Source organism: Streptomyces sp. NPDC018029 (assembly GCF_044327655.1).
GTDB lineage: Bacteria > Actinomycetota > Actinomycetes > Streptomycetales > Streptomycetaceae > Streptomyces.
The window spans coordinates 782,366-803,908 of sequence record NZ_JBIRFV010000003.1; the positions used below are offsets into that span (position 1 = coordinate 782,366).

Consider the following 21,543-nt stretch of genomic DNA (forward strand, 5'->3'; position numbering starts at 1 on the left):
AAGAACCCGGTAACCCCGGTAACCCCGGTAACCCCGGTAACCCCGGTAACCCCGGTAACCCCGGAGACCCCGGAGACCCCGAAGCCCCCGGAGAACTCGAAGAGTCCGGCCACCCCCTCCATGGCCGACCGGTTCAGCGCGCTCACCGGCGAGCAGCGGGTCCGGCTCATGCGCCGCCTCGTCGAGGCGGGCCGCGCCCGCGAGATCCCCGCGGTGGTGCCGCCCCGCGACGCCACCGCCGGGCCCGTGCGGCTCAGCTCCGCGCAGCGGGACCTGTGGGTGTACGAGTCGCTGTATCCCGGCACCCCGGCGCTCAACCTCTGCTGCGCCTACCACTTCGAGGAGCCCGACGGGCCCGTCACGCCGGCCGGCTCCGTCGACCCGGCCCACCTGGAGGCCGCGCTCACCCTCGTCCAGCGCCACCACGACATCCTGCGCAGCCGGATCACCGGCACGGCGGACGACCTGCGCGTCGACTTCCCCGACGAGGGCCCCTTCGTACTGGAGCGCGACGACCTGCGCGGCACCGGCACGACCATTGAGGAGGCCTTCCGTGCCTTCCGCCGCCGCCCGTTCGACCTCGGCGCGGAGCGGCTGATCCGCGGCCGCTTCGTGCGCGTCGACGAGCGGCGCTCGACGCTGATGCTGAGCCTGCACCACATCATCACCGACTGGTGGTCCTTCGACGTCCTGCAGACGGAGTTCGCCGAGGCGTACCGGTCCGTGCGCGACGGCGTCGAGCCGCGGCTGACCCGCCCCGCCGTGCAGTACGCCGACTTCGCCTCCTGGCAGGGCGAGCTGGAGGCCGCCGGGGTCTTCGACGCCCGTCTCGACTTCTGGCGCCGCTATCTGGCCGAGCCGCCGGGCCCGCTGACCGTGCCGGGCCACGGCAGCCACAGCGCCGGTGAGGGAGAGCAGGCCGGGGAAGGCGGCGAGGACGGCATCGTCCAGATCCGCTTCCGCGTCGACGCCCCCACCGCCCGCGCCGTCCGCGCGCTGGCCCGCGAGCGCAGCGCCTCCGTGTACGTCGTCCTGATGACCGCCTTCGCGGTCCTCGCGCACCGCGTCACCGGCGCCGACGACCTGGTGCTCGGCACCCCCGTCGCCAACCGGTCCGCCAAGGGCCTCGACCGGGTCATCGGCTACGTCATGAATGCCGTGCCGACCCGCTGGCGCATCGCCGAAGGAGACTCTTTCGCCGACGTCCTGGCCCGCTTCGGCACCGACTTCGCCGCGCTGATGGCCAACGCCGACCTGCCGGTGGGCCGCATCGTGTCGGCCGTGGCGCCCGAGCGCAGCGCGGGCCGCTCCCCGCTGTTCCAGTGGGTGTTCATGCACCTCACGGAGCAGCCGAGCGTCTCGGCCGTACGCGAGTTCGCCGAACCCGAGCGCATCCACACCGGCGGTGAGCACGACCTCGTCGGCGTCGTGCGGGACAGCGGCGACGGCATGGACGGCAGCTTCGAGATCCGCACCGACCTGTTCTCCGCCGCCGCCGTGACCCGCTGGGCCGACAGCTACCTCACACTGCTCCAGCAGGTCACCGCCGATCCGACCGCACTCGTACGGGACCTCGACGTCCTGTCCGCCGCCGAGCGCCGCCGCGTCCTCGACCTGTCGGAGGGCCCCGCCGCGCCCGCGCCCGAGACGCTGCCGGACACCGTGGCGCGGCACGCGGCCCGCACCCCGGACGCGGTCGCCCTCGAAGCCGACGGGCTGTGCCTCACGTACGCCCAACTGTCGGTCCGCGTCGACCGGCTGGCCGGTCTGCTCGCCCGCCACGGGGCGGCACCCGGGCGGACCGTCGCGCTCGCCCTCGGGCGCGGCGCGGACCTCCCGGTCGCCGCGCTCGCCGTGCAGCGCGCCGGGGCTGCCTATGTGCCGGTCGACCCCGACTATCCGGCCGAGCGCGTCCGCCGCACGCTCGACGACGCGGCCCCCGTGCTCCTCGTCACCGACGCGCGTACGGCCGAGGCCGACGTCCTGCCGCACACCGGCGTGCCCCGCATCGTCCTGGACGACGACGCGTACGCAAGCGAGCCCGCGGCCCCCGCCGCGCCCATCGACCCCGCACACGCCGCCTACGTCATCCACACCTCCGGATCCACCGGCACCCCCAAGGGAGTCGTGGTCCCCCACGCGGGAGTCGCCGCGCTCGCCCGCAGCCTCCAGGACCGCTTCGCGCTGGACGCGGACACCCGGGTGCTGCAACTCGGCTCACCCGCGTTCGACATCTCCGTGGCCGAGATGTGCATGGCCTTCGGGCCCGGCGGCACGCTGGTCGTGCCCCCGCCGGGGCCGCTCGTCGGCGACGCGCTAGGCCGGGTCCTGGCCGAGCGGCGGATCTCCTGCGCGATGGTGCCGCCGTCCGTCCTCGCGACGGTGCCCGACGGCGCGTACCCGGCGCTGCGCGCCCTCGCGGTCGGCGCGGAGGCCTGCCCGCCCGCCCTCGTGGCCCGCTGGGCCGTCGGCGGCCGCCGCTTCCACAACGCGTACGGGCCCACGGAGGCCACCGTCGCCGCCACCCTCTCGGGACCGCTGACCGGCGACGGCACGCCCCCGCCCATCGGCACCCCGGTCGCGGGCACCACCGCCCACGTCCTCGACGCGCGGCTGCGCCCGGTGCCCACCGGGGTCGCGGGCGAGCTCTACCTCTCCTCGACGGGCCTGGCCCGTGGCTACCTGAACCGCCCCGGCGCCACCGCCGAACGCTTCGTCGCCGACCCGTACGGCGCCCCCGGCTCCCGCATGTACCGCACGGGCGACCTGGTGCACCGCGCCGACGACGGCACCCTGCACTACCTCGGCCGCACCGACGAGCAGGTGAAACTGCGCGGGCTGCGCATCGAACCGGGCGAGGTCGCGGCGGTCCTCGCGGAGCATCCGACGGTGGCCGCGGCCGCCGCGGCCGTACGCGACGACGGTGACGCCAACGCCATCGGCAGACCACGGATGGGCCTGCGGTCCGGGCCGCAGCTGGTCGGGTACGCGGTGCCGGCCCCGGGGCACACCGTCGACCCGAACACGCTCCTCGCGTACGCCGCCACCCGGCTGCCCTCCCACATGGTCCCCTCCGATCTCGTGGAACTCCCCGAACTGCCCCTCACGCGGAGCGGGAAGCTCGACCGCGCGGCCCTGCCCGCACCCCGGGCCGCCACGGCGACGCGCGCGCCCGCCTCCGCGCGCGAGAAGGAGCTGTGTGCCCTCTACGCGCGGATCCTCGGCGTCGAGGAGACCGGCGCCGACGACGACTTCTTCCGGCTCGGCGGCGACAGCATCATGGCCATCCAGCTGGCGGGGCAGGCCTCGGCTGTCGGGCTCGTACTGACTCCGCGCGACGTCTTCACACTGCGTACGCCCGCCCAACTGGCGCTCCACGCAGGCTCGTCGCCCGATGCGCCGGTCGAAGGTCACACCGACACCGGTACCGGGCGCTTTCCGCTCACCCCCGTGATGCGGTGGTGGCGCGAACAGGGCGGTGACGGGGGCGCGTTCACCCAGTCGATGGCCTTCCCCGTGCCGCCCGGCACGGACCGGGGACGGATCGAGCAGGCCGTCCGAGGGCTCGCCGAGCGGCACGGGGTCCTGCGGATGCGGCTCCTGCCGGAGGACTCGGCGGCGGAGGTCACCGAGCAGGTCCCGGCCGGGGCACACCTGGTACGCGTCGGCGTCGAGGGCGAGGCGGAGGCGAGGGCCGCCGCGCGCGAACGGGCGGCGGCGACCCGGCTCGCCCCGGAGGACGGCGAGATGATGCGGGCCGTCTGGTTCGACGCGGGCCCGCAGCGGCCCGGCCTGCTGCTCCTGACCCTGCACCACCTGGCGGTCGACGGCGTCTCGTGGCGGATCATCGGCCCGGAACTGGCGGCCGCGCTGTCGGGACAGGGAGCGGCGGGGGAGGAGTACGGCACCGGGCTCTCCTTCCGGCGGTGGGCGGAACTGCTCGCCGAGGAGGCGGTACGGGAGGAGCTGGAGGCCGAACTCCCGTACTGGCGACGCCAGGTGGCCAGTCGATCTGGCTTGGGGTCGGCTTCGAGTTCGGGCGCCCGTCGCGCGACCCTCACCGTCGAGCTGCCCGCCGACCTCACCACGGCCGCGCTCACCACGCTGCCGGCCGCCTACAACTGCGGCCCCGACGCGGTGCTGCTCACGGCCCTGACCGTCGCGGCCGTACGCCACCGGGGCACGGGCACAGATACCGGCACTGGCGCCGGCACCGGGCTCCTCGTGCACTTGGAGGGCCACGGCAGGGAGGCGCTGTCCCGGCCCGCCGACGTGTCCCGGACGGTCGGCTGGTTCACGACCCAGTACCCGGTGCTGCTCGACATCGGGCAGCAGGCGCTGACCGGTGGTGCCGCGTTGGGCGAGGCGCTCAAGTCCGTCAAGGAGCAGCTGCGGGCCGTGCCGAACGGCGGCATCGGCTGGGGGTTGCTGCGTTACCTCAACCCGCGTACGTCCCCGGTCCTCGCCGAACACCCCTCCCCCGACGTGCGGTTCAACTACCTGGGCCGTCTCACCGCCGGTGACGCGGCGGGCGGCGAACTTCTCGACGGCGGCGTCGACGCGGTGCCGCTCGGCCACGCGGTCGAGGTCGACGCCCTCGCCAGGGAGGGCGCGGACGGGCTGCTGCGCCTCGAAGCCACCTTCTCGTACGCGGAAGGGGTGCTGGCGGAGGAAGAGATACGGGAACTCGTCGCGCTGTGGCGCGAGACGCTCGACGCCCTCGTGCGGGAGACGGAGCGGGGCGGCCCGGTCGGCGCGACACCCTCCGACTTCCCGCTCGTCAGCCTCTCCTCCGACCAACTCGCCATGCTCGAAGGCGACATGGACGACCTGCTCGACGGCGGGCCCGGCACGGAGGGCGCCCGATGAGCGGACGCATCGCGGACGTCCTGCCGCTCACCCCGGCCCAGGAGGGCCTGCTCTTCCACACGGTGCGGGACAGCGCGGGCCCCGACCCCTACCTGGTCCAGGCCCGTTTCCGCATCGGCCCCGAGGTCGCCCCGGACACGGTACGAGCCGCACTCGACGCCCTTATGGCGCGGCACCCCAACCTGCGCGCCTGCTTCCGGCACGAACGCCTCGAACGGCCCGTGCAGGTGATCCCGCACGCCGTCACCGTGCCGTGGACGGAAGTCGACCTGACCGGCCGCGCGCCCGGTGACGTGGAGGAGGCCGAGGCGGCCGAGGCGGCCGAGGCGGGCGTGGCAGTCGAGGCGGGCGTGGCGGAGCTGCTCGCGCAGGACCGCACGCGGCGCTTCGACCCGGCACGCCCGCCCCTGCTCCGCGCCGCGCTCGTGCGGCACGACGCGGGCCACGAACTCCTCCTGTCCTTCCACCACATCCTGCTCGACGGCTGGTCGATCCCGGTCCTGGAGCGCGACCTGGCGGCACTCGTCACCGGCGGGACACTGCCACCGGCCGTGCCCTACCGCCAGTACGCCCTGTGGCTCAGCCGCCAGGACCAGGGCCGGGCCGAGGCGGCCTGGCGCGAGGCACTCACGGGCCTGGAACGCCCACCACGGCTGGCGCCCGCGGAACCCTCCGGCGAGGAGCCCGTGACGGGGGCGGAGCCAGACACAGTCCGACTCCACCTCACCACCGGACTGACCGCCGCGTTGGTGCGCCGCGCCGCCGACGCGGGCGTCACCCTCAACACCCTGACCCAGGCCGCCTGGTCCCTGGTACTCGCCCGGATGACCGGCGCCCGGGACGTGGTCTTCGGCGGCGTCGTGTCGGGCCGCCCGCACGACCTGCCCGGAGCCGGGGAGATGGTGGGCCTGTTCATCAACACGCTGCCCGTGCGGGTCCGTCTCCGCGACGGCGAGACCGTCACCGAGCTGCTCACCCGCATCCAGGACGAGCAGTCGCGCCTCGCCACGTACCACCATGTGCGCCTCGCGGAGGTGCAGAGGGCGGCGGGGGCGGGCTCCGGGGCGGGAGCGGGCTCCGGGGCCGGAGCGGGCGAACTCTTCGACTCGGTTCTGGCGTTCGAGAACTTCCCCCGGACGACACAGAGAGCGCAAGGGGCCCAGGGCAGCCCGGACCCGGCCAACACGGTCCGGGTGATCGACGTCCGCGACGCCACGCACTACCCCGTGACGCTCGCGGTCGTGGCGGGGGAGCGCATGCTCCTCGCGGTGAGCTGCCGCCTCGGCATCTCCGCGGCAGCCGTCGCGGCCCGCATGGAGCGGGCCCTGGAACAGCTGGCCGCCCACCCCACCGCCCCGGTCGGCCGGATCGACGTACTCCCGGAGAGGGAACGCCGAGAACTGCTGGCACGGGCCGCGGGCGCGCCGAGTGACGGGGCCGCCGGACCGGCCACCATCACGGCACGGTTCGCCGCGCAGGCCGCCCGCACTCCGGACGCGCCCGCCGTCGAGGCCGACGGCGACGTCATCACGTACGCCCGACTGGACGCGGAGGCCGACCGCGTCGCCCGGCGTCTCGTGGCGGCGGGCGTCACCCCGGGCTCCACCGTGGGCCTGCTGCTCCGCCGCTCGCCGTCCCTGATCGTCGCGCAGCTCGCAGTGCTCAAGGCGGGCGCGTGCTGGCTGCCGCTCGATCCGTCCCACCCGCAGGAGCGGCTGACGCGGCTGCTCGACGCGGCGTCGGCGGAGCTGGTCGTGGTGGAAGGGGACTCGCAGGCACCGGGACTTGCGGACGCCGAACTATCGGCCCACATAGCCCACTTGCGTATCCACGGGACATCCCCAGAGGCACCGTTCCCCGCTGACGCCTCTCACCCCGAGTCCACCGCCTGCGTGATGTACACGTCCGGGTCGAGCGGCGCGCCGAAGGGCGTCGCCGTCCCGCAGCGGGCTGTCGTCGAGCTCGCCGCCGACAGCCGCTTCGCGGACCCGGCGCACCGCCGCGTGCTGCTGCACAGCCCGCACACCTTCGACGCCGCCACGTACGAGGTGTGGGTGCCGCTCCTGACCGGCGGCACGGTGGTGGTCTGCCCGGACGAGCCCGTCACACCGGGCCTGCTGGCCCGGGTGCTGCCCGAGCACGGCGTCACCGCGCTGTGGCTCACCGCCGAGCTGTTCCGCGCGGTGGCGGAGCTGTCGCCCGAGGCGTTGCGCGGGGCGCGAGAGGTGTGGACCGGCGGTGACGTCGTGGACCCGGAGGCGGTGCGCCGGGTCCGCGAGCACTGCCCCGGCACGACCGTCGTCAACGGCTACGGCCCCACGGAGACGACCGTGTTCGCCACAGCGCACCACGTCGGCGTGACGGAACCCGTGCCGCGCGGCCGGCCGGTGCCGATCGGCCTGCCGCTCGACGGCACCCGCGTCCACGTCCTCGACGCCCGGCTGCGGCCCGTGCCGGACGGCTGTGTGGGGGAGGTGTACGTCGCGGGGGCGGGCCTGGCCCACGGGTACGTCGGCCGACCGGCCGCCACGGCGGAACGCTTCGTCGCCGATCCACACGGCGCCCCGGGCACCCGCATGTACCGAACCGGCGACCTGGCCCGCAGAACCCCTTCGGGCACCCTCGTCTTCGCGGGCCGCGCCGACGACCAGCTGAAGATCCGCGGCTACCGCATCGAGCCCGCCGAGATCGAGGCGGCCCTGACCACCCGCCCCGGGGTGACCCGCGCGGTGGTCGCAGCCACACGGGCCCCGGACGGCGCCAAGCGCTTGACGGCATGGGTGGTCCTGACCGAAAACACGACACGTCCGCCCGCCCCGGCGCCGAACCCTGCCTCCGCCTCCGCCTCCGACTCCGAACTCACCCCCGATCCCAACACCCCCGACCCCCTGGACCGCGTCCGAGCAGCCGCCGCTCGTCTTCTTCCCGCCCACCTCCTGCCCACCGCCTGGGCCCGTATCGACGCCGTGCCGTTGACCCCGCACGGCAAGACCGACCGGGCCGCGCTGCCCGAGCCCGGCACCGGGACGACACCCGCGGGGGCCCCACAGGCCCCGCAGATCCCGCGTACCGCCCGCGAGAAAGAGCTGTGCGCGCTGTTCGGGGAGGTGCTCGGGATCATGGACGCCGGGCCCGGCACCGACTTCTTCGCGGCCGGCGGGCACTCGCTGAGCGCGCTGCGGCTCGTGGGCCGCATCGAGGGAGAGTGGGGCGTACGCGTCCCGGTCGCCACGCTCTTCGCCGCGCCGACGCCCGCCGCACTCATCGCCCGCATCGACGGGCCGGGGTCGGCACAGGACCCGGCGCCCGGCCAGGGACTCGAGCCGGACGTCGCCGACAGCCTGGCCCCCCTGCTCGCCCTGCGCGCGGCGGGCGACCGCACCCCGCTGTTCTGCGTGCACCCCGGGCTCGGCGTGAGCTGGGCCTACACGGCCCTGCTGCCCCACCTCCACCCCGGCCGCCCGGTGTACGCCCTCCAGACCCCCGCCCTGTCGGAGGAGGAGGGGGAGGGGGAGGGGCAGGAGGCGACAGGGATGGGGCGGCGACTCCCACGCTCCGTCGGCGAGTTGGCCGACACCTACCTGGAGCGCATACGCACCGTCCGACCGCACGGCCCGTATCTCCTGCTCGGCAGGTCCTTCGGCGGGCCCGTCGCCCACGAGATGGCGGTGCGGCTGCGGGCGGCCGGCGAGGAGGTCGCCCTGCTCGCCGTGGTGGACGCCATGCCGAAGCCGCCGGAGACCGCCCGCACACCCCTCGCCGCCGGCGTCGCGGACGACGAGGCGCGGCGCATCATCCGGGAGGAAGGGGCCGCCCTCGACGGCATCGGGGAACACCGCCTCGCCGCCCTGGCCCGCGCGATCGCCCACCACGTGACGCTCGGACGGAGCTGGACCCCGTCCCCGTACGACGGCACCGTGACCCTCTTCGCCGCCACCCGCGACCCCGAGGCCATCCCCACCGAGGTGAAGGCGGCGGGCTGGCGGCGCGCCGCCGCGGCGGTCGACGTGCACGAACTGGCGTGCGCCCACGCCGAGGTGCTCGACGCGGAACCGGCGGCCCGGATCGCCGCCGCCCTTGAACACACCCTCCAGGGAGAGTGAACCAGTGGACATCGAGGAGTACGAGTTCCCCGTCTCCGACGCCCAGAGCCGCCTCCTGGTCCTCGACCGGATGAACCCGGGCACCGCCCAGTACAACGTCCCCGCCGCCTTCGCCGTGCACGGCCCCTTCGACCTGGGCGCGTTCACGCGCGCGCTCGACGCCCTGGTCGCCCGGCACGAGTCCCTGCGTACCGTCTTCCGCACCGCGGCCGACGGCACGCAGACGCAGATCGTCGCCGCCACCGGCCGCGCGCACCTCACCGTCGAGAAGGACGTGCGGGCGCGCGAGGCCGACGCGCGGCTGCGGACCGACGCCGCCCGCCCCTTCGACCCGGCGACCGGCCCGCTGCTGCGGTGCACGGTGTACGCCGTCGACGACGGCAGCCACCGCGTCCTGCTCGTCGCCCACCACCTGATCTGCGACGGCTGGTCCCTCGGCGTCATCCTGCGCGACCTGTCCGCAGGGTATGAGGCCGAGTCGGGGTATGAGTACGAGGCCGAGTCCGGGTATGACGTGGAGTCAGGGCCCGGCGATGCAGCCCACGCCGTACCCGAACCAGAACCCCCGCTCCAATACCCCGACTTCGCCGTCTGGCAGCGCGAGCGCCAGGCCGAAGGCGCCTACGCCGAGGCCGTCGCGCACTGGGCCGGCCGGCTGCGCGGCGCACCCGAGGTCGTCTCGCCGCCCCTGGACCGGCCGCGCCCCGCCGTGCGCTCGGCGGAGGGCGGCAGCGAACACTTCCTGCTGGGCGGCGACGTCCGTGCCCGCCTCGCGGAGACCGCGAGGACCCGGGACGCCACCCCGTTCATGGCGCTGTTCGCCGCGTACGCCGCGTTCCTCGGACGGCTCAGCGGCCGAGACGACCTGGTCATCGGCTATCCGGTGTCCGGGCGCGACAGGCCCGAGCTCCAGGAAATGGTCGGCATGCTGACCAACACCCTGGCGCTCCGCGTCGACCTCACGGGCGACCCGTCGTACACCGAGCTGATCGGGCGCATCCGGTCCGAGCTGCTCGCCGGACAGCCGTACCAGGACGCCCCGTTCGAGTCCGTCGTGGACGCGCTCGCCCCGGCCCGCGAGACCAGCCACGACCCGGTGGTGCAGCTGGTCTTCGCCTACGACGACGACACCGACCTCTCCCTCAGGCTCACGGGCGCCCACGTGGAGCGCGTACAACTGGCCCTGCCGACCGCCAAGTTCGACTTTCACCTGCACGTGGAGCGGTGGAGCGGTACCCGGCGCGCGGGCGCCGACGACGGTGAGCTGGCCGCGCAGTTCATCTACCGCAGCGACCTCTTCGAGGCCGCTACCGTGCGCGGCTGGGTGCGCAGCTTCGAAACCCTCCTCGACGCGGCCCTCACCCGCCCCGACGTACCCCTCTCCACCCTCGACCCCGTCCCGGCCGACGAACGCGCCCGCCTCCTCGCCGCCGCCGACCGCACCGCCGAGGCCGCGCCCACCGACCGCCTGGTCCCGGACCTGATCGCGGACGTCGCCGCGGCCCGTCCCGACGCCACCGCCCTCGTCTGCGGTGACGTCCGGCTCAGCTACCGCGAACTCCTCGCCGCCGCCGACGAGTTGGCGGCGCGGCTGCGTGCTGCCGGGGTGCGGCCCGGCTTCCGGGTCGGCCTGCTGCTGCCCCGCTCGCCCGAGATGGGCATCGCGGCCCTCGCCGTGCTCCGGGCGGGTGGCGCGTACGTACCCCTGGACCGGGCCCATCCGCACGCGCGCCTCGCGCACATGGTCGAGGCGTCGGGCACGGGCCTGCTCGTGACGGCGGCGGAGACGGCGGCCAAGGGGGAGCAGCTGGGGGAGACCTTGGGGGTGCCGTGCCTGCGAGCGGACCAGCCCAGCGCGTCCGCCTCCCCACCGGTGAGCCCTCTTGAGCCGTTGGCCGACCGGTCGCCGTCGCCGGACGACCTCGCCTACGTCCTGTTCACATCCGGTTCCACGGGCGTACCGAAGGGCGTGGCCGTCGAGCACCGCGCGCTGCTCAACCTGACCGTGGGCGTGCGGCCCGCGTTCCCCGTCACCGCCGACGACCGCGTGCTGCAGTTCGTGTCGTTCGGCTTCGACGTGGCCGTCTCCGACCTCTTCTTCCCCTGGGTCGCCGGCGCCGAGCTCCACATCGCGCGCGACGACGAACGGCTCGGCGACGCGCTGTACGCCCGGCTGCGGGACTCCCGCATCACGTACGTGTTCCTGCCGCCGTCCGCCGCGATGCTGCTGCCCGACGTGACGGGCCGCCTGCCCCATCTGCGTACGCTCGCCGTCGGCGGTGAGGCCTGCCCCGCCGAACTCGTCGAGCGGCTCAGCGAGCCGGGCCGCCGGATCGTCAACGCCTACGGGCCGAGCGAGGCCACCGTCTACGCCACCACCGGCGACCTCGAACCCGGCGAGCCCGTGGTGATCGGCCGCCCGGTGCCCGGCTCGCGCGTGTACGTCCTCGACGCCCGGCTGCGGACCGTGCCGACCGGCGTGACCGGCGAGGTCTACATCGCGGGCGCCTCGCTCGCCCGCGGCTACATCGGCCGCCCCGACATGACCGCCGAACGCTTCGTCGCCGACCCGTACGGCCCGCCCGGCTCCCGCATGTACCGCACCGGCGACCTCGCCCGCACCGACGCCCGGGGACGCCTCCACTACCTCGGCCGCTCCGACTCCCAAGTCAAACTGCGCGGCATCCGTATCGAACTCGGCGAGATCGAGGCGCTGTTGGCGGGCTCCCCGGACGTCGCGGTCGCCGCGGCCGCCGTGCGGGGGAGCGGGGCCGAGCAGCGCCTCGTCGCGTACGTCGTCCACCGGGACGGCGCGACCCCCTCCGACGAGTCCCTCCGCGCCCACCTCGCCGCACGCCTGCCCGGCTACATGCTGCCGGAGGTCTACGTCCACCTCGACGAGCTGCCCCTCAACCGCTCCGGCAAGATCGACCGGGCGCGACTGCCCGAACCGTCCACGGAGCGGCGGGAGCCGACCCGTACGTACGCCGAGGCGCGCACCGCCACCGAGCGGCGCGTGGCGGAGGTGTGGGCCCGCGTCCTGACCCTGGACCGGGTCGGCGTCCACGACAACTTCTTCGACCTGGGCGGCAATTCCGTACGCCTGCTGGGGGTTCTCGAAGCGCTCCGGGAGACGGCGGAGGACCTGACGCTGGTCGACCTGTTCCGCCATCCCACGGTCGCGTCGGTCGCGGCATACCTGGACGGAGCCGCCGACCCGTCGCCCGAACCGAAAGGCACCCCCACCGTGTCCGCCACCCCCGCCGAGCGCCGTGGAAGCGACCGCCGCGCACGCCAGAACGCCGCCGCACAACGGCTCCGCTCCAGAAAGGGCACGTCACGATGACCGAGCCAGCACCCTGGGACCGCGACTCCGGTCCGCACCCCGGTCAGGACTCCGACCCTTCCGGCGACCTCGACTCGGCCGTCGCGATCGTCGGGATGAGCGGACGGTTCCCCGGCGCCCCCGACCTCGCCACCTACTGGGCGAACCTCCGTGACGGCGTCTGCTCCATCGTCGACTTCACCGAGGAGGAGCTGCTGGCCGACGGTGCGGACCCGGCGGAGCTGCGCGACCCGAACCACGTACCGGCCAAGGGCCACCTCGCCGGCGCCGACCGCTTCGACGCCGAACTCTTCGGCTTCAACCGCACCGAGGCCGCCGCGCTCGACCCCCAGCACCGGCTCCTCCTGGAGACCGCCTGGGCCGCCCTGGAGGACGCCGGCCACGACCCGCTCGCCACGCCGGCCCGCACCGGGGTGTACGTCGGCGGCAGCCCCACCGAGCACATGCTCGCCGCCCACACCGACCGCCGCCTGGCCGCCTCGATCGGCGCGATGCAGATCCGCATCCTCACCGACCGCGAGTTCCTCGCCCCCTGGATCTCCTACCGCCTCGGCCTCGAAGGACCGAGCCTGACCGTCCAGACGGCGTGCTCGACCTCACTGACGGCGGTGCACCTCGCCGCCCAGGCACTGCTCCTCGGCGAGTGCGACACCGCGCTCGCGGGCGGCGTGAGCGTCGACACCGTACGCAGACAGGGTTACGTCCACTACGCGGGCGGCATCTTCTCGCCCGACGGCCGCTGCCGCCCCTTCGACGAACGGGCGGGCGGCACCGTGCCGGGCAGCGGTGTGGGCGTCGTCGTGCTGCGCCGCCTCTCCGATGCCCTCGCCGACGGCGACCCGATCCGCGCGGTCGTACGCGGTACCGCGCTGACCAACGACGGCGCCACGAAGGTCGGCTTCACCGCCCCCGGAGTCGAGCAGCAGACGGCGGCGGTCGTCGAGGCCTGGTCGGCGGCGGGTCTGCGACCGTCCGCGGCCCAGTACGTGGAGACCCACGGAACGGCGACGGAACTGGGCGACCGCATCGAGCTGGCGGCGGCGACGGAGGCGTTCACGACGAAAGAACCGGAGCCGGAACCGGAACTGGAGCCGGAGCCGGAGCCGGAGACCAGGACAGGCACCGGGACCGGCATCGGCACCCGCATCGGCATCGGCTCAGTGAAGTCCAACATCGGCCACCTGGACGCGGCCGCGGGCGTGGCCTCGCTCATCAAGGTCGTCCTCATGCTGGAGCACGCCACACTGGCGCCCACCGTCAACGTCACCCGCCCCCACCCCGAACTGCGCCTGGACGCCACCCCGTTCCACGTGGTCGACCGCGCCGCCCCGTGGCCGCGCCCGGCGGAGGGCCCGCGCCGCGCGGGAGTGAGCTCGCTCGGCATCGGCGGCACGAACGTCCACGTAGTCGTGGAACAGGCCCCGGAACGCCCCACGCCCCCGGACACCACCACCCCGCCCGGCCCCCGCCCCCGCACCGAACTCCTGCCCCTCTCCGCCCGCACGGAGCCGGCCCTCACCGCACTCGCGCGCGCCCTGGCCACCGCACTCCGCGCCCCCGACGCCCCGTCCCTCGCGGACGTGGCGCACACCCTGCGGACCGGCCGCACCCCCATGGACGTACGCGCGTACGTCCTGGCCTCGGACCCGGCGGAAGCCGCCGAGCGGCTGACGGCGCTCGCGGAGGGCCGCCCCGCGGACGACACGGAGGAGGAGCCGGACACCGACGGGCTGAGGGAGCTCGGCGAAGTGTGGCTGAAGGGCGGCACGGTCCTCTGGCCGGAGGAGATAGGCGGGGGCCGCAGAGTGAGCCTGCCGACGTACCCGTTCGCGGGGGAGAGCCACGGAGCACTGACGCTGCCGCGCCCCACGGCGCACACCCCGACGGACCAGACACCGACGGAGGCGACGAAGGCGATGGAGACGAGGGAGCCACCTGAGGCCCCTGCGCCCGAGGTCCCCGCGACCGAGGTCCCCGCGACGGGGGCCATCTCCGAACTCCTCGCCGAAGCCCTCGGCCTGGAGCCCCCCGTCTCCCCGGAGATGACCTACTTCGCGGCGGGCGGCGACTCACTGACCGCCGTCCACCTGGTCGGCAGGCTGCGGGACGACTTCGGCATCGAGGTACCCATCACCCTGTTCCTGGAGGAGCTGACCCTCCAGGAACTGGCCGACCGCATCGCCGCGTCGAAGGAGCGGGACGAGGCGGAGGACTCGCTGGACGCGCTCCTCGCGGAGTTCGAGGCGGAGTAGCGGCGAGGTACCCGGGCCCGCGAGGGGGCCACGGGGACGCAGGGCGTCACCGAGTCGACGCGTTCCGCCCCACCAGCGTGGAGGCGACGACTTCGGTGACGTACGCCCGATGACGGTCGAGGAAGAAGTGGCCCCCCTCCAGCACGTGGCAGGAGAAGTCGCCGCGCGTCTCGCTCTCCCAGGCCCGCACGCTCTCGACCGTGACGCGGGGATCGGCGTCGCCGGTCAGGGCGACGACCGGGCAGTCGAGTGGGGGGCCGTCCCGGTGGACGTGGTTGTCCAGGAGGCGGTAGTCGGCGCGCACCGGCGGCAGGATGATCGGCAGCAGATCGGGGGAGGTCAGCAGCTCGCTCGCGGTGCCGGAGAGCTTCCGCATCTCCTCAACGAGCTCGCTGTCGGACATCTCGGCCACCGGCCGCACCACCGCCGCCGGCCGCCAGGGCAGCGAGGGTGCCTGCCGCCCGGAGACGAACAGGGCCGCGGGCGGATGCCCCGCCGAGGTCATGCGCCGCGCGGTCTCGAACGCGAGGACCGCGCCCATGCTGTGCCCGAACAGCGCCGTCGGCTCCCCGGCGTCCCACCCGGGGAGCGCGGCGAGCACGGCGTCCACGACGTCGTCCGCCCGCTCGGCGAACGGCTCACCGAACCGCTCCTGGCGCCCCGGGTACTGCACGACCGACGGGTCGACGACCCCGCTCACAGCGGCCGACAGCGGGTGGTAGGCGCTGGCGGAACCACCCGCGTGCGGGAAAAAGAGCAGACGGGTCCCGGCGTGGGGTGCGGGGTGGAAGCAACGTATCCAGTCGCCCACGAGCGCGCCCTCCTTTCGCGTGCCGCGTACGGCGGCGGTGTTCACGGTGATCACGACGACCACGGCGTTCTGCGTACGACGCCCGCCAGCATCGCACTGACACACGGCCGGCACCGAAGCGCCTACCCGCCGAAGCGCCTACCCGCCGAAGCCCCACTCCCCGACGGGACCTACCCGGCGGCGAGCCGAATCGCAGAGATGTCGAACTGCAGCCGCACCTTCTCGCTCACCATCGTGCCGCCGGCCGCGAGCCGCTGGTTGTAGACCAGACCCCACTCGGTGCGGTCGATGGTGGTGGTGCCGTCGAAGCCGACCCGCTCGAAGCCGAAGGGGTCGACGACCGACCCCAGGTAGTCGAGTTGCAGGTCGACGGGGCGGGTGACGTCCCGGATGGTCAGATCCCCGTACATGCGGAAGCTCTCCCCGTCCTCATGGACGGTGGAGGTGCTGCGGAACACCATCTCCGGGTAGCGCCGCGCGTCGAAGAAGTCGGTGCCGACGAGATGCGCGTCCCGCTGCTCCACACCGGTGTCGACGCTCCCGACCCGGATGACGATCTCGGCGCGCGACTCGGAGGGCCGGTCGCCGTCGAAGTACAGCGTGCTGTCGTAGTCGGCGAAGGCACCCCGCACGGTGGTGACCATCGCGTGCCGCACGGAGAACCCGACACGGCTGTGCGGCCGGTCGATGGTCCACTGCCCCGTCAGCTCCCGCAACGCGGAGTCGAGCGCGACACCGCCGGCCGGCGTCGGCTCGAGGGTGGCGGTGGTGCCGGTCTGGCGACGGCTGAAGATGCCCACGAGGTCGTCCCCTCCTTCGAAAGTGATCACCCCGTGCTATCACGGCATTCGAAGGAGCCCCGGGCAAGATGGACCGCCTGGTCCGGCTTCCATGGTGCCGACGGCAAAGATGCACAGGATCGACATGATGTGGATGCACGGACGGCCGGAGGAAGATCACGCACGGTCACAAGAACCGAAAGAAACGCACCCGCCCCCCGCACCCGCCCCCCCGTGCCCGCCCCTACGCCCTCCCCCGTTCAACGGGTTCCACCCGTTCCATGGGTTCCCCCGTTCCACGGGCGCAGTGGCGGACACCGGCGGCGCCCCCGACCTCGCCGCCGCGCAACAGTCTTCCCAGCCCCTCACCCGACGTCATTGACCATGGGCGCACACCCGTTGACCCCTGACGCACTCCCGTATCCCGCCAGCGCCCGCGCGCGTACGTCGCTGGGCGTGAGCCCGTACGCGGCACGGAAGGCGCGCGTGAAGACGGCGGGCTGCGTGAACCCCCACCGGGCCGCGATGGCGCCGACGGGCACGGCGGCGAACGCGGGATTGGCCAGCGCCCGACGGCAGCGCTCCAGACGCAGCCCCCGGATCCAGGAGGAGACCGTCAGCCCCTGCTCCTGGAAGAGGCGGTGCAGATAGCGGGTGGAGATGTGGTGCGCGGCGGCGATGCTGTCCGGGTTCAGCCCGGGATCGCGCAGATGCCGCCGCACGTGACTCTGCACTTGGAGCAACAAGGCACGCTTACGGCTCTCGACAGGCAACTCCGCCACGCGGTCGAGGTGCTGGGCGCCAAGGTGCCCGACAAGGTCGACGAGGGTATGACTGAGCCGATCGGACACGTCACACGACTCCCCGAACTGCCCCACATCCCCGGCCACTTGCTGCATGAACTGGGCGAGCAGGGCCCCGAACCCCTCCCGGCCCGAGAGCGGCCGCGACACGAGCTCGGAGAGCCGGTCGACGGGGAAGGGCAGCAGGTGCATGGGCAGCGTGGCCACGATGCTCCGCGTCGGATCACTCCCGTCACCGCTTTGCCGCATCCACCCCTCGAAGGGCGAGGAGGACTCGTACAGCAGAAAGTTCCCGGCCCCGAACTTCACGTTGCGCCCGCACTGTTCGAACCCGCTGAGCCCCGACAGGGTCAGCGAGACCTGCAGACTCCCGGGATCCCCTCGACGGATATGCCGCTCCGTACGCCGCACCTCGGCCGACGGATACGACATGGTGGTGACCGTCGCGGCCCCGAGATCGACATGATCGACCGCGACGGGAAAGTCATCGGTGTGATCACTCCGCAGAGTCGTCGCGATGGGCGAAGCGGACTTCAGCCCACCCCACCACCCGAACCGCTCCTCGGGCGGCACACCGTCACTGGTCAAGCACGACCGAATCATGCTCTCCCCTCTCCCTCCCCCACACGCCCCTCCGCGTCTCCCCTTCCCTTCCCCTACGACGCCATGCGCCGGGAAACAAGCCGGGACCGCCTTGAACTCACCCGGCGGGCACCCGCGACAGTGCTGCCCGCACGGTCTCCGCCGGGTTGTCGACGTGAACACCGAGGTCACGCAGGTGCTGAGCGGCTTCGGCCACAGGGAGGTCGGCCCGACGAGCGATGCGGACGAGCTGGGCGAGCGGCATGGGCGGGTCCTCCGGCAGCGGCAACGGGTACTCGTCGGAGGTCAGCAGCCGCAGCGTGGCGCTGTGGCCGAGGCCCGGAGGCAGGTCGTCGCGGGAGACCCGGAGGCCGTAGGAGCTCAGTCGGGCGGCAAGTTCCCTCGGGCGCCGGCCGAGTTCCCGGGCGGACAGGACCACGAGGAAGAAGGGGATCTCGTCGTCCGGTCCGAGCCGATACCACCAAGGGGCGTCCCGCTCGTCGTCGGATACACGCAGCAGGTCCTCGTAACGGAAGAGCTCGCGGTCGAGTTCGGTGGGGCGTGACGGCAGCACCATGCCGACTCTCACGTGGTACTTGGCCAGCCGGTTGATCAGAGAGCGCAGGCTGAGCCCCAGTTCCTCCGCGACCGTGATGAGCTGATGGAAGTCAGGGGCGCGATCGGTCCAGAAGGGCGACCAGTCGACTCCGTCGCTGCCACCGAGCAGCTCGAAGTCGTCGGGCAGCTCACGGCAGGTGGGTCGTGGCGGAAGCGAGAAACCGAGGCGTTCGTACTCGGCACGCACGTCGTCGGCCGACAGCCCGAGCCATCCTTGCACGGCGATCAGTTGCCAAGGGGGAAGCGGCCGGGTGGCACTCACCCACGGCCACCTGCCGTTGTGATCCTGACTCAGCCAGGCGACGTACTCCTTGTCCGGGCGTTCCGGCAGGTCGAACGGCTCCACTGGCACGCCGTAGCGTTCGATTCGGCGCTTCACCTCCGCCGGGTGCAGTCCCGTCCGCAGGGCGGCCTGGGCCACATGGCCTGGCGGCACGGGACCGTCATCCGCGATACCGCGGTACTCGGCTACCACGCCGTCCCGGTGGAGAAGCTGGAGATCCGTCTCATCGGGTCCGCCGTCCGGCAGGTCGCACGGTACGACCGGGATGCCGTAGGACCGCAGACGGGCCGCCGCCTGTGTGGCGTCCACTCCGAGCTCTTCGCCGATCCTCAGCAGATCGTCGACGGTCGCGCTTGCGTGCCGGTAGTTGTGCGGCCTGTCCAGCCAGGTCATGTCCGAGCCGTCCGAGAGATCCGGCTCGGGGGCGGTGGGCAGGGTGAGACCGTTGTCTCCGAAGCGCCGTCGCCGTTCCACGGGACCCGCGAGGCCACAGCCGAGCCGCCGGGCGACACCGAAGACGGCCGAGGGACCGGTCGCCACCTGCGTCTTACGTCTTCCGGTGAGCAGCTCCAGGTCCGACGGCCGGGCTCTCATCACCTGACGGACATCCGCCAGTTCCGGTACCAGATCCGTCAGTTGCCGGGACAGATCAGTGTTCCCATGGGCGAGCACTCGCCAGAGCAGCAGATGGTCCGGAAGAGAGAGAAACGCCGAGTCGTCGAAGTAACCACGCAGGCCGTTCGGCGCCAGCAAGTTATCGAGAAGCAGTCGGTCGAGAGGGAAGCAGCCGGATGCAGCGGGCACCGTTCGCTGACTGTGGCGAATCCCGAACCGGCTCTTTGCCTCGAACGCCGCCTCGGCCACCAGGTCCGCGGTGCGCGGGCTGCTCTCGGCCATTTCGCTGATCCAGTTCAGGGTGAGGAACTTCGCTCCGCTCGTCACCAGGGTGGGCGCCGCGGCGGCGAGCAGTTCCTCGACCCGCCCCGACACGTCGGTCAGCAGGCTCGCACGATCGGTGCTGAGATGCTGCGGTGCGTAGTCCCCGCTGAGGTTCACCACGACACCCCGGAAACCGGACAGCACGCCCACCCGCTGCTGCGGCTGGACCAGGATGCCGTCCACCAGCAGCATGCCTCCGTACTCGCACCAGATCACTTGCGCACCCGGCGGGCTGTCCTCCCAGACCACCAGGCCACCGCTGGCCTGCCCCTCCGCCGAGTATGTGTCCGACCGCCCCAGGACTCCTGCCTCCCACACCTTCCGTCGTCCGGAGTGCTCGGCGGTCGTCCGGAACTCGGCGATGTGCAGCACTTCGGCCAGCGTGTTCATCGCCGACCAGGTACGAGGCTCCTCCCGGAGGTAGAGCCGCACCCGGGTACCGGGTGTGATGCCCCGTCCTTCCTTCTCCACGATCCTGAACAACTGGTTCGGCCCGAGGATCCGGGCCTCCACCACGGGGCCGGGTGCGCCGTCCAGCCCCATCCGGCACGACACCACCCGGATCTCGTCCGCGAGCATGAAGTACGACAGGACTCCGATCCCGAACCGGCTGTTCGGGTGCAGCCGCACCGGGGGCTCCACCCGCTCCCACTCGGCCTGCTCCAGCAGGAAGTCCGGCTGCTCGGCGAAGCGGGCCCCGGCATGCGAGAACACCCCGCGCAGCTCCGCCTCGCCCATACCGATCCCGTCGTCCGAGCACTCCAGGTAGGCGCGGCCCTCGTCGTCCACTCCCTGAACGAGCTCGATGCCGCCCTCATACGGGTGGAAGGGGCGTCCGGACCGTTCCAGGAACTGTGTCCTGGCGCGCCGGTAGCGGCAGGCGTCCAGGGCGTTCTGGTACAGCTCGCGGACCGCCAGGCCACGGTCCTTGTAGAGCTGGGTGCCCGTCAGGATGTCGCGCACCCTGCGGTCGTCCAGCCGGAACCGCGCCCCGCTGATGAAGGTCCCCTCCGCGGGCACCACGCCGTCCGCCGAGATCCGCCCGGGCAACCGCGGCATCGGCTGGGCAATCCGGTCGGGGACGGTACGCCCCACCGCGAGCAGCAGTCCGTCCAGCCGCTCGGCATGCTCGCGCAGGGCCTCCACCACGGCCTCGTGCTCGCAGACCGCCTTCAGGACCGGCAGCTCCGGAGGGCCACCCCACGTGATGGAGGCGAGGGTGCGCCGCACCCCGTCCAAGTCGACGCCGTTGGGAACGCCGGTGTGCTCGACCACTGTGTCCGGCAGGACCGAGAGCTCGATCGCAGCGCCGTACGCGACGGACAGGAGCAGACTCATGCGCCGCTCCCGGATCCGCTGCCGGCCAGGCCCTGGCAGGAGCTCGTCCGCTTCCAGCTGACCCAGATGTTCCGCGTTGCAGACGTCGGATCCGAGGCGGAGGCCGGTGAGGAGCCTGGCCAGCCGACGAGGATCCAGGGCCTGGGACAAAGGACCCTTCTCCTCGCCGAGCTCAGCGTCAAGGCCGGAGAGTTGGTCCGCGGCCTCCTCCCGCTCCAGCCAGCGGTGGTACAGCCACCAGCCGATCACCGGCGCGGCTTCCGGCCGCCGCTCGGCCCGCTTCACCAGCCGGTCGTGGCCGGTGAGGAACGACTGATACTCACTGCGCCATCGGCACGCGTCCGGCCGGACGCGCAGGTCGGCCGGGCCGGCCTCCATCCGGGAGGCGACCCGCCGGAGTTGGCGGGCCTGGTACAGGTAGGGCATCAGCACGAGCACCCCGGCCTCCGACGGAGACAGGTCGAGCGTGCCGTCGGGCTCCCCGAGCAGCCACTCCACCCGGTCCGCGAAGCGCGCCGCGAAACCGGGGTCGGCCCACGCGTCGTCGGCGGCCCGCAGACCGGCGGCGTCTCTGACGGCGGCCAGGCGCGCGACCAGCCGCGCCGCGTGTCCGCGATGTGCCTCCACATCGCGCGGGGCCGCGTGTGCCCAGACGGCCGACTCCAGCACGGCCCGGACCCACGGCTCCCTCGGCGGGACCGGCTCCGGGGCTTGCACCGTCACCGAAGCAGCCTGAATCACTGGCCCCGCGTAATGCCCGCCATGAATGGAGTTCGTGGTCCTGTACTGATCCATCCGAGGCCCTTCCCGGTGACTGCGT

Annotated in this window: 8 protein-coding genes; 4 read left to right on the plus strand and 4 right to left on the minus strand. The window is 73.3% G+C overall.

Annotation, left to right across the window (positions count from 1 at the left end; translation table 11 throughout):
- The first annotated feature begins 120 nt into the window (after positions 1 to 120).
- Genes ACH4D5_RS12195 through ACH4D5_RS12210 form a run of 4 tightly spaced genes read left to right on the plus strand, consistent with a single transcriptional unit; the run spans position 121 to position 14,570 of the window.
- Positions 121 to 4,869: an amino acid adenylation domain-containing protein gene (locus ACH4D5_RS12195; protein ID WP_398301170.1), complete on the plus strand. Its 4,749-nt coding sequence runs from the start codon at positions 121 to 123 to the stop codon at positions 4,867 to 4,869.
- Positions 4,866 to 8,972: an amino acid adenylation domain-containing protein gene (locus tag ACH4D5_RS12200; protein ID WP_398301172.1), complete on the plus strand. Its 4,107-nt coding sequence runs from the start codon at positions 4,866 to 4,868 to the stop codon at positions 8,970 to 8,972. The genes ACH4D5_RS12195 and ACH4D5_RS12200 overlap by 4 nt, the downstream gene beginning before the upstream one ends.
- 4 nt (positions 8,973 to 8,976) lie before the next feature.
- Positions 8,977 to 12,318: an amino acid adenylation domain-containing protein gene (locus tag ACH4D5_RS12205; protein ID WP_398301174.1), complete on the plus strand. Its 3,342-nt coding sequence runs from the start codon at positions 8,977 to 8,979 to the stop codon at positions 12,316 to 12,318.
- The gene (locus ACH4D5_RS12210) at positions 12,315 to 14,570 is read left to right on the plus strand and encodes a beta-ketoacyl synthase N-terminal-like domain-containing protein (RefSeq protein ID WP_398301176.1); all 2,256 of its coding nucleotides are present in this window, start codon (positions 12,315 to 12,317) and stop codon (positions 14,568 to 14,570) included. Before ACH4D5_RS12205 ends, ACH4D5_RS12210 begins: the two co-directional genes overlap by 4 nt.
- A gap of 46 nt (positions 14,571 to 14,616) precedes the next feature.
- Here ACH4D5_RS12210 and ACH4D5_RS12215 read toward each other — a convergent pair whose 3' ends face one another.
- The 4 genes from ACH4D5_RS12215 to ACH4D5_RS12230 form a co-directional block, all read right to left on the minus strand.
- Complete coding sequence (locus ACH4D5_RS12215) at positions 14,617 to 15,444, minus strand: thioesterase II family protein (RefSeq protein ID WP_398301178.1); 828 nt, start codon at positions 15,442 to 15,444, stop codon at positions 14,617 to 14,619.
- 107 nt (positions 15,445 to 15,551) lie between these two features.
- Positions 15,552 to 16,181: a YceI family protein gene (locus tag ACH4D5_RS12220; protein ID WP_398301179.1), complete on the minus strand. Its 630-nt coding sequence runs from the start codon at positions 16,179 to 16,181 to the stop codon at positions 15,552 to 15,554.
- A gap of 344 nt (positions 16,182 to 16,525) precedes the next feature.
- Entirely contained in the window at positions 16,526 to 17,551 is a 1,026-nt protein-coding gene (locus ACH4D5_RS12225) for a helix-turn-helix domain-containing protein (protein ID WP_398301181.1), read from the minus strand.
- A 112-nt stretch (positions 17,552 to 17,663) separates the two neighbouring features.
- Positions 17,664 to 21,446: an ATP-binding protein gene (locus ACH4D5_RS12230; RefSeq protein WP_398301183.1), complete on the minus strand. Its 3,783-nt coding sequence runs from the start codon at positions 21,444 to 21,446 to the stop codon at positions 17,664 to 17,666.
- Between the last annotated feature and the right edge of the window lie 97 nt (positions 21,447 to 21,543).

What these genes read in the sequence shown, in the direction of transcription:
- ACH4D5_RS12195 (WP_398301170.1), top strand. Translation starts at nt 121, where the DNA reads ATGGCCGACCGGTTCAGCGCGCTCACCGGCGAGCAGCGGGTCCGGCTC.
- ACH4D5_RS12210 (WP_398301176.1), top strand. Translation starts at nt 12,315, where the DNA reads ATGACCGAGCCAGCACCCTGGGACCGCGACTCCGGTCCGCACCCCGGT.
- ACH4D5_RS12200 (WP_398301172.1), top strand. Translation starts at nt 4,866, where the DNA reads ATGAGCGGACGCATCGCGGACGTCCTGCCGCTCACCCCGGCCCAGGAG.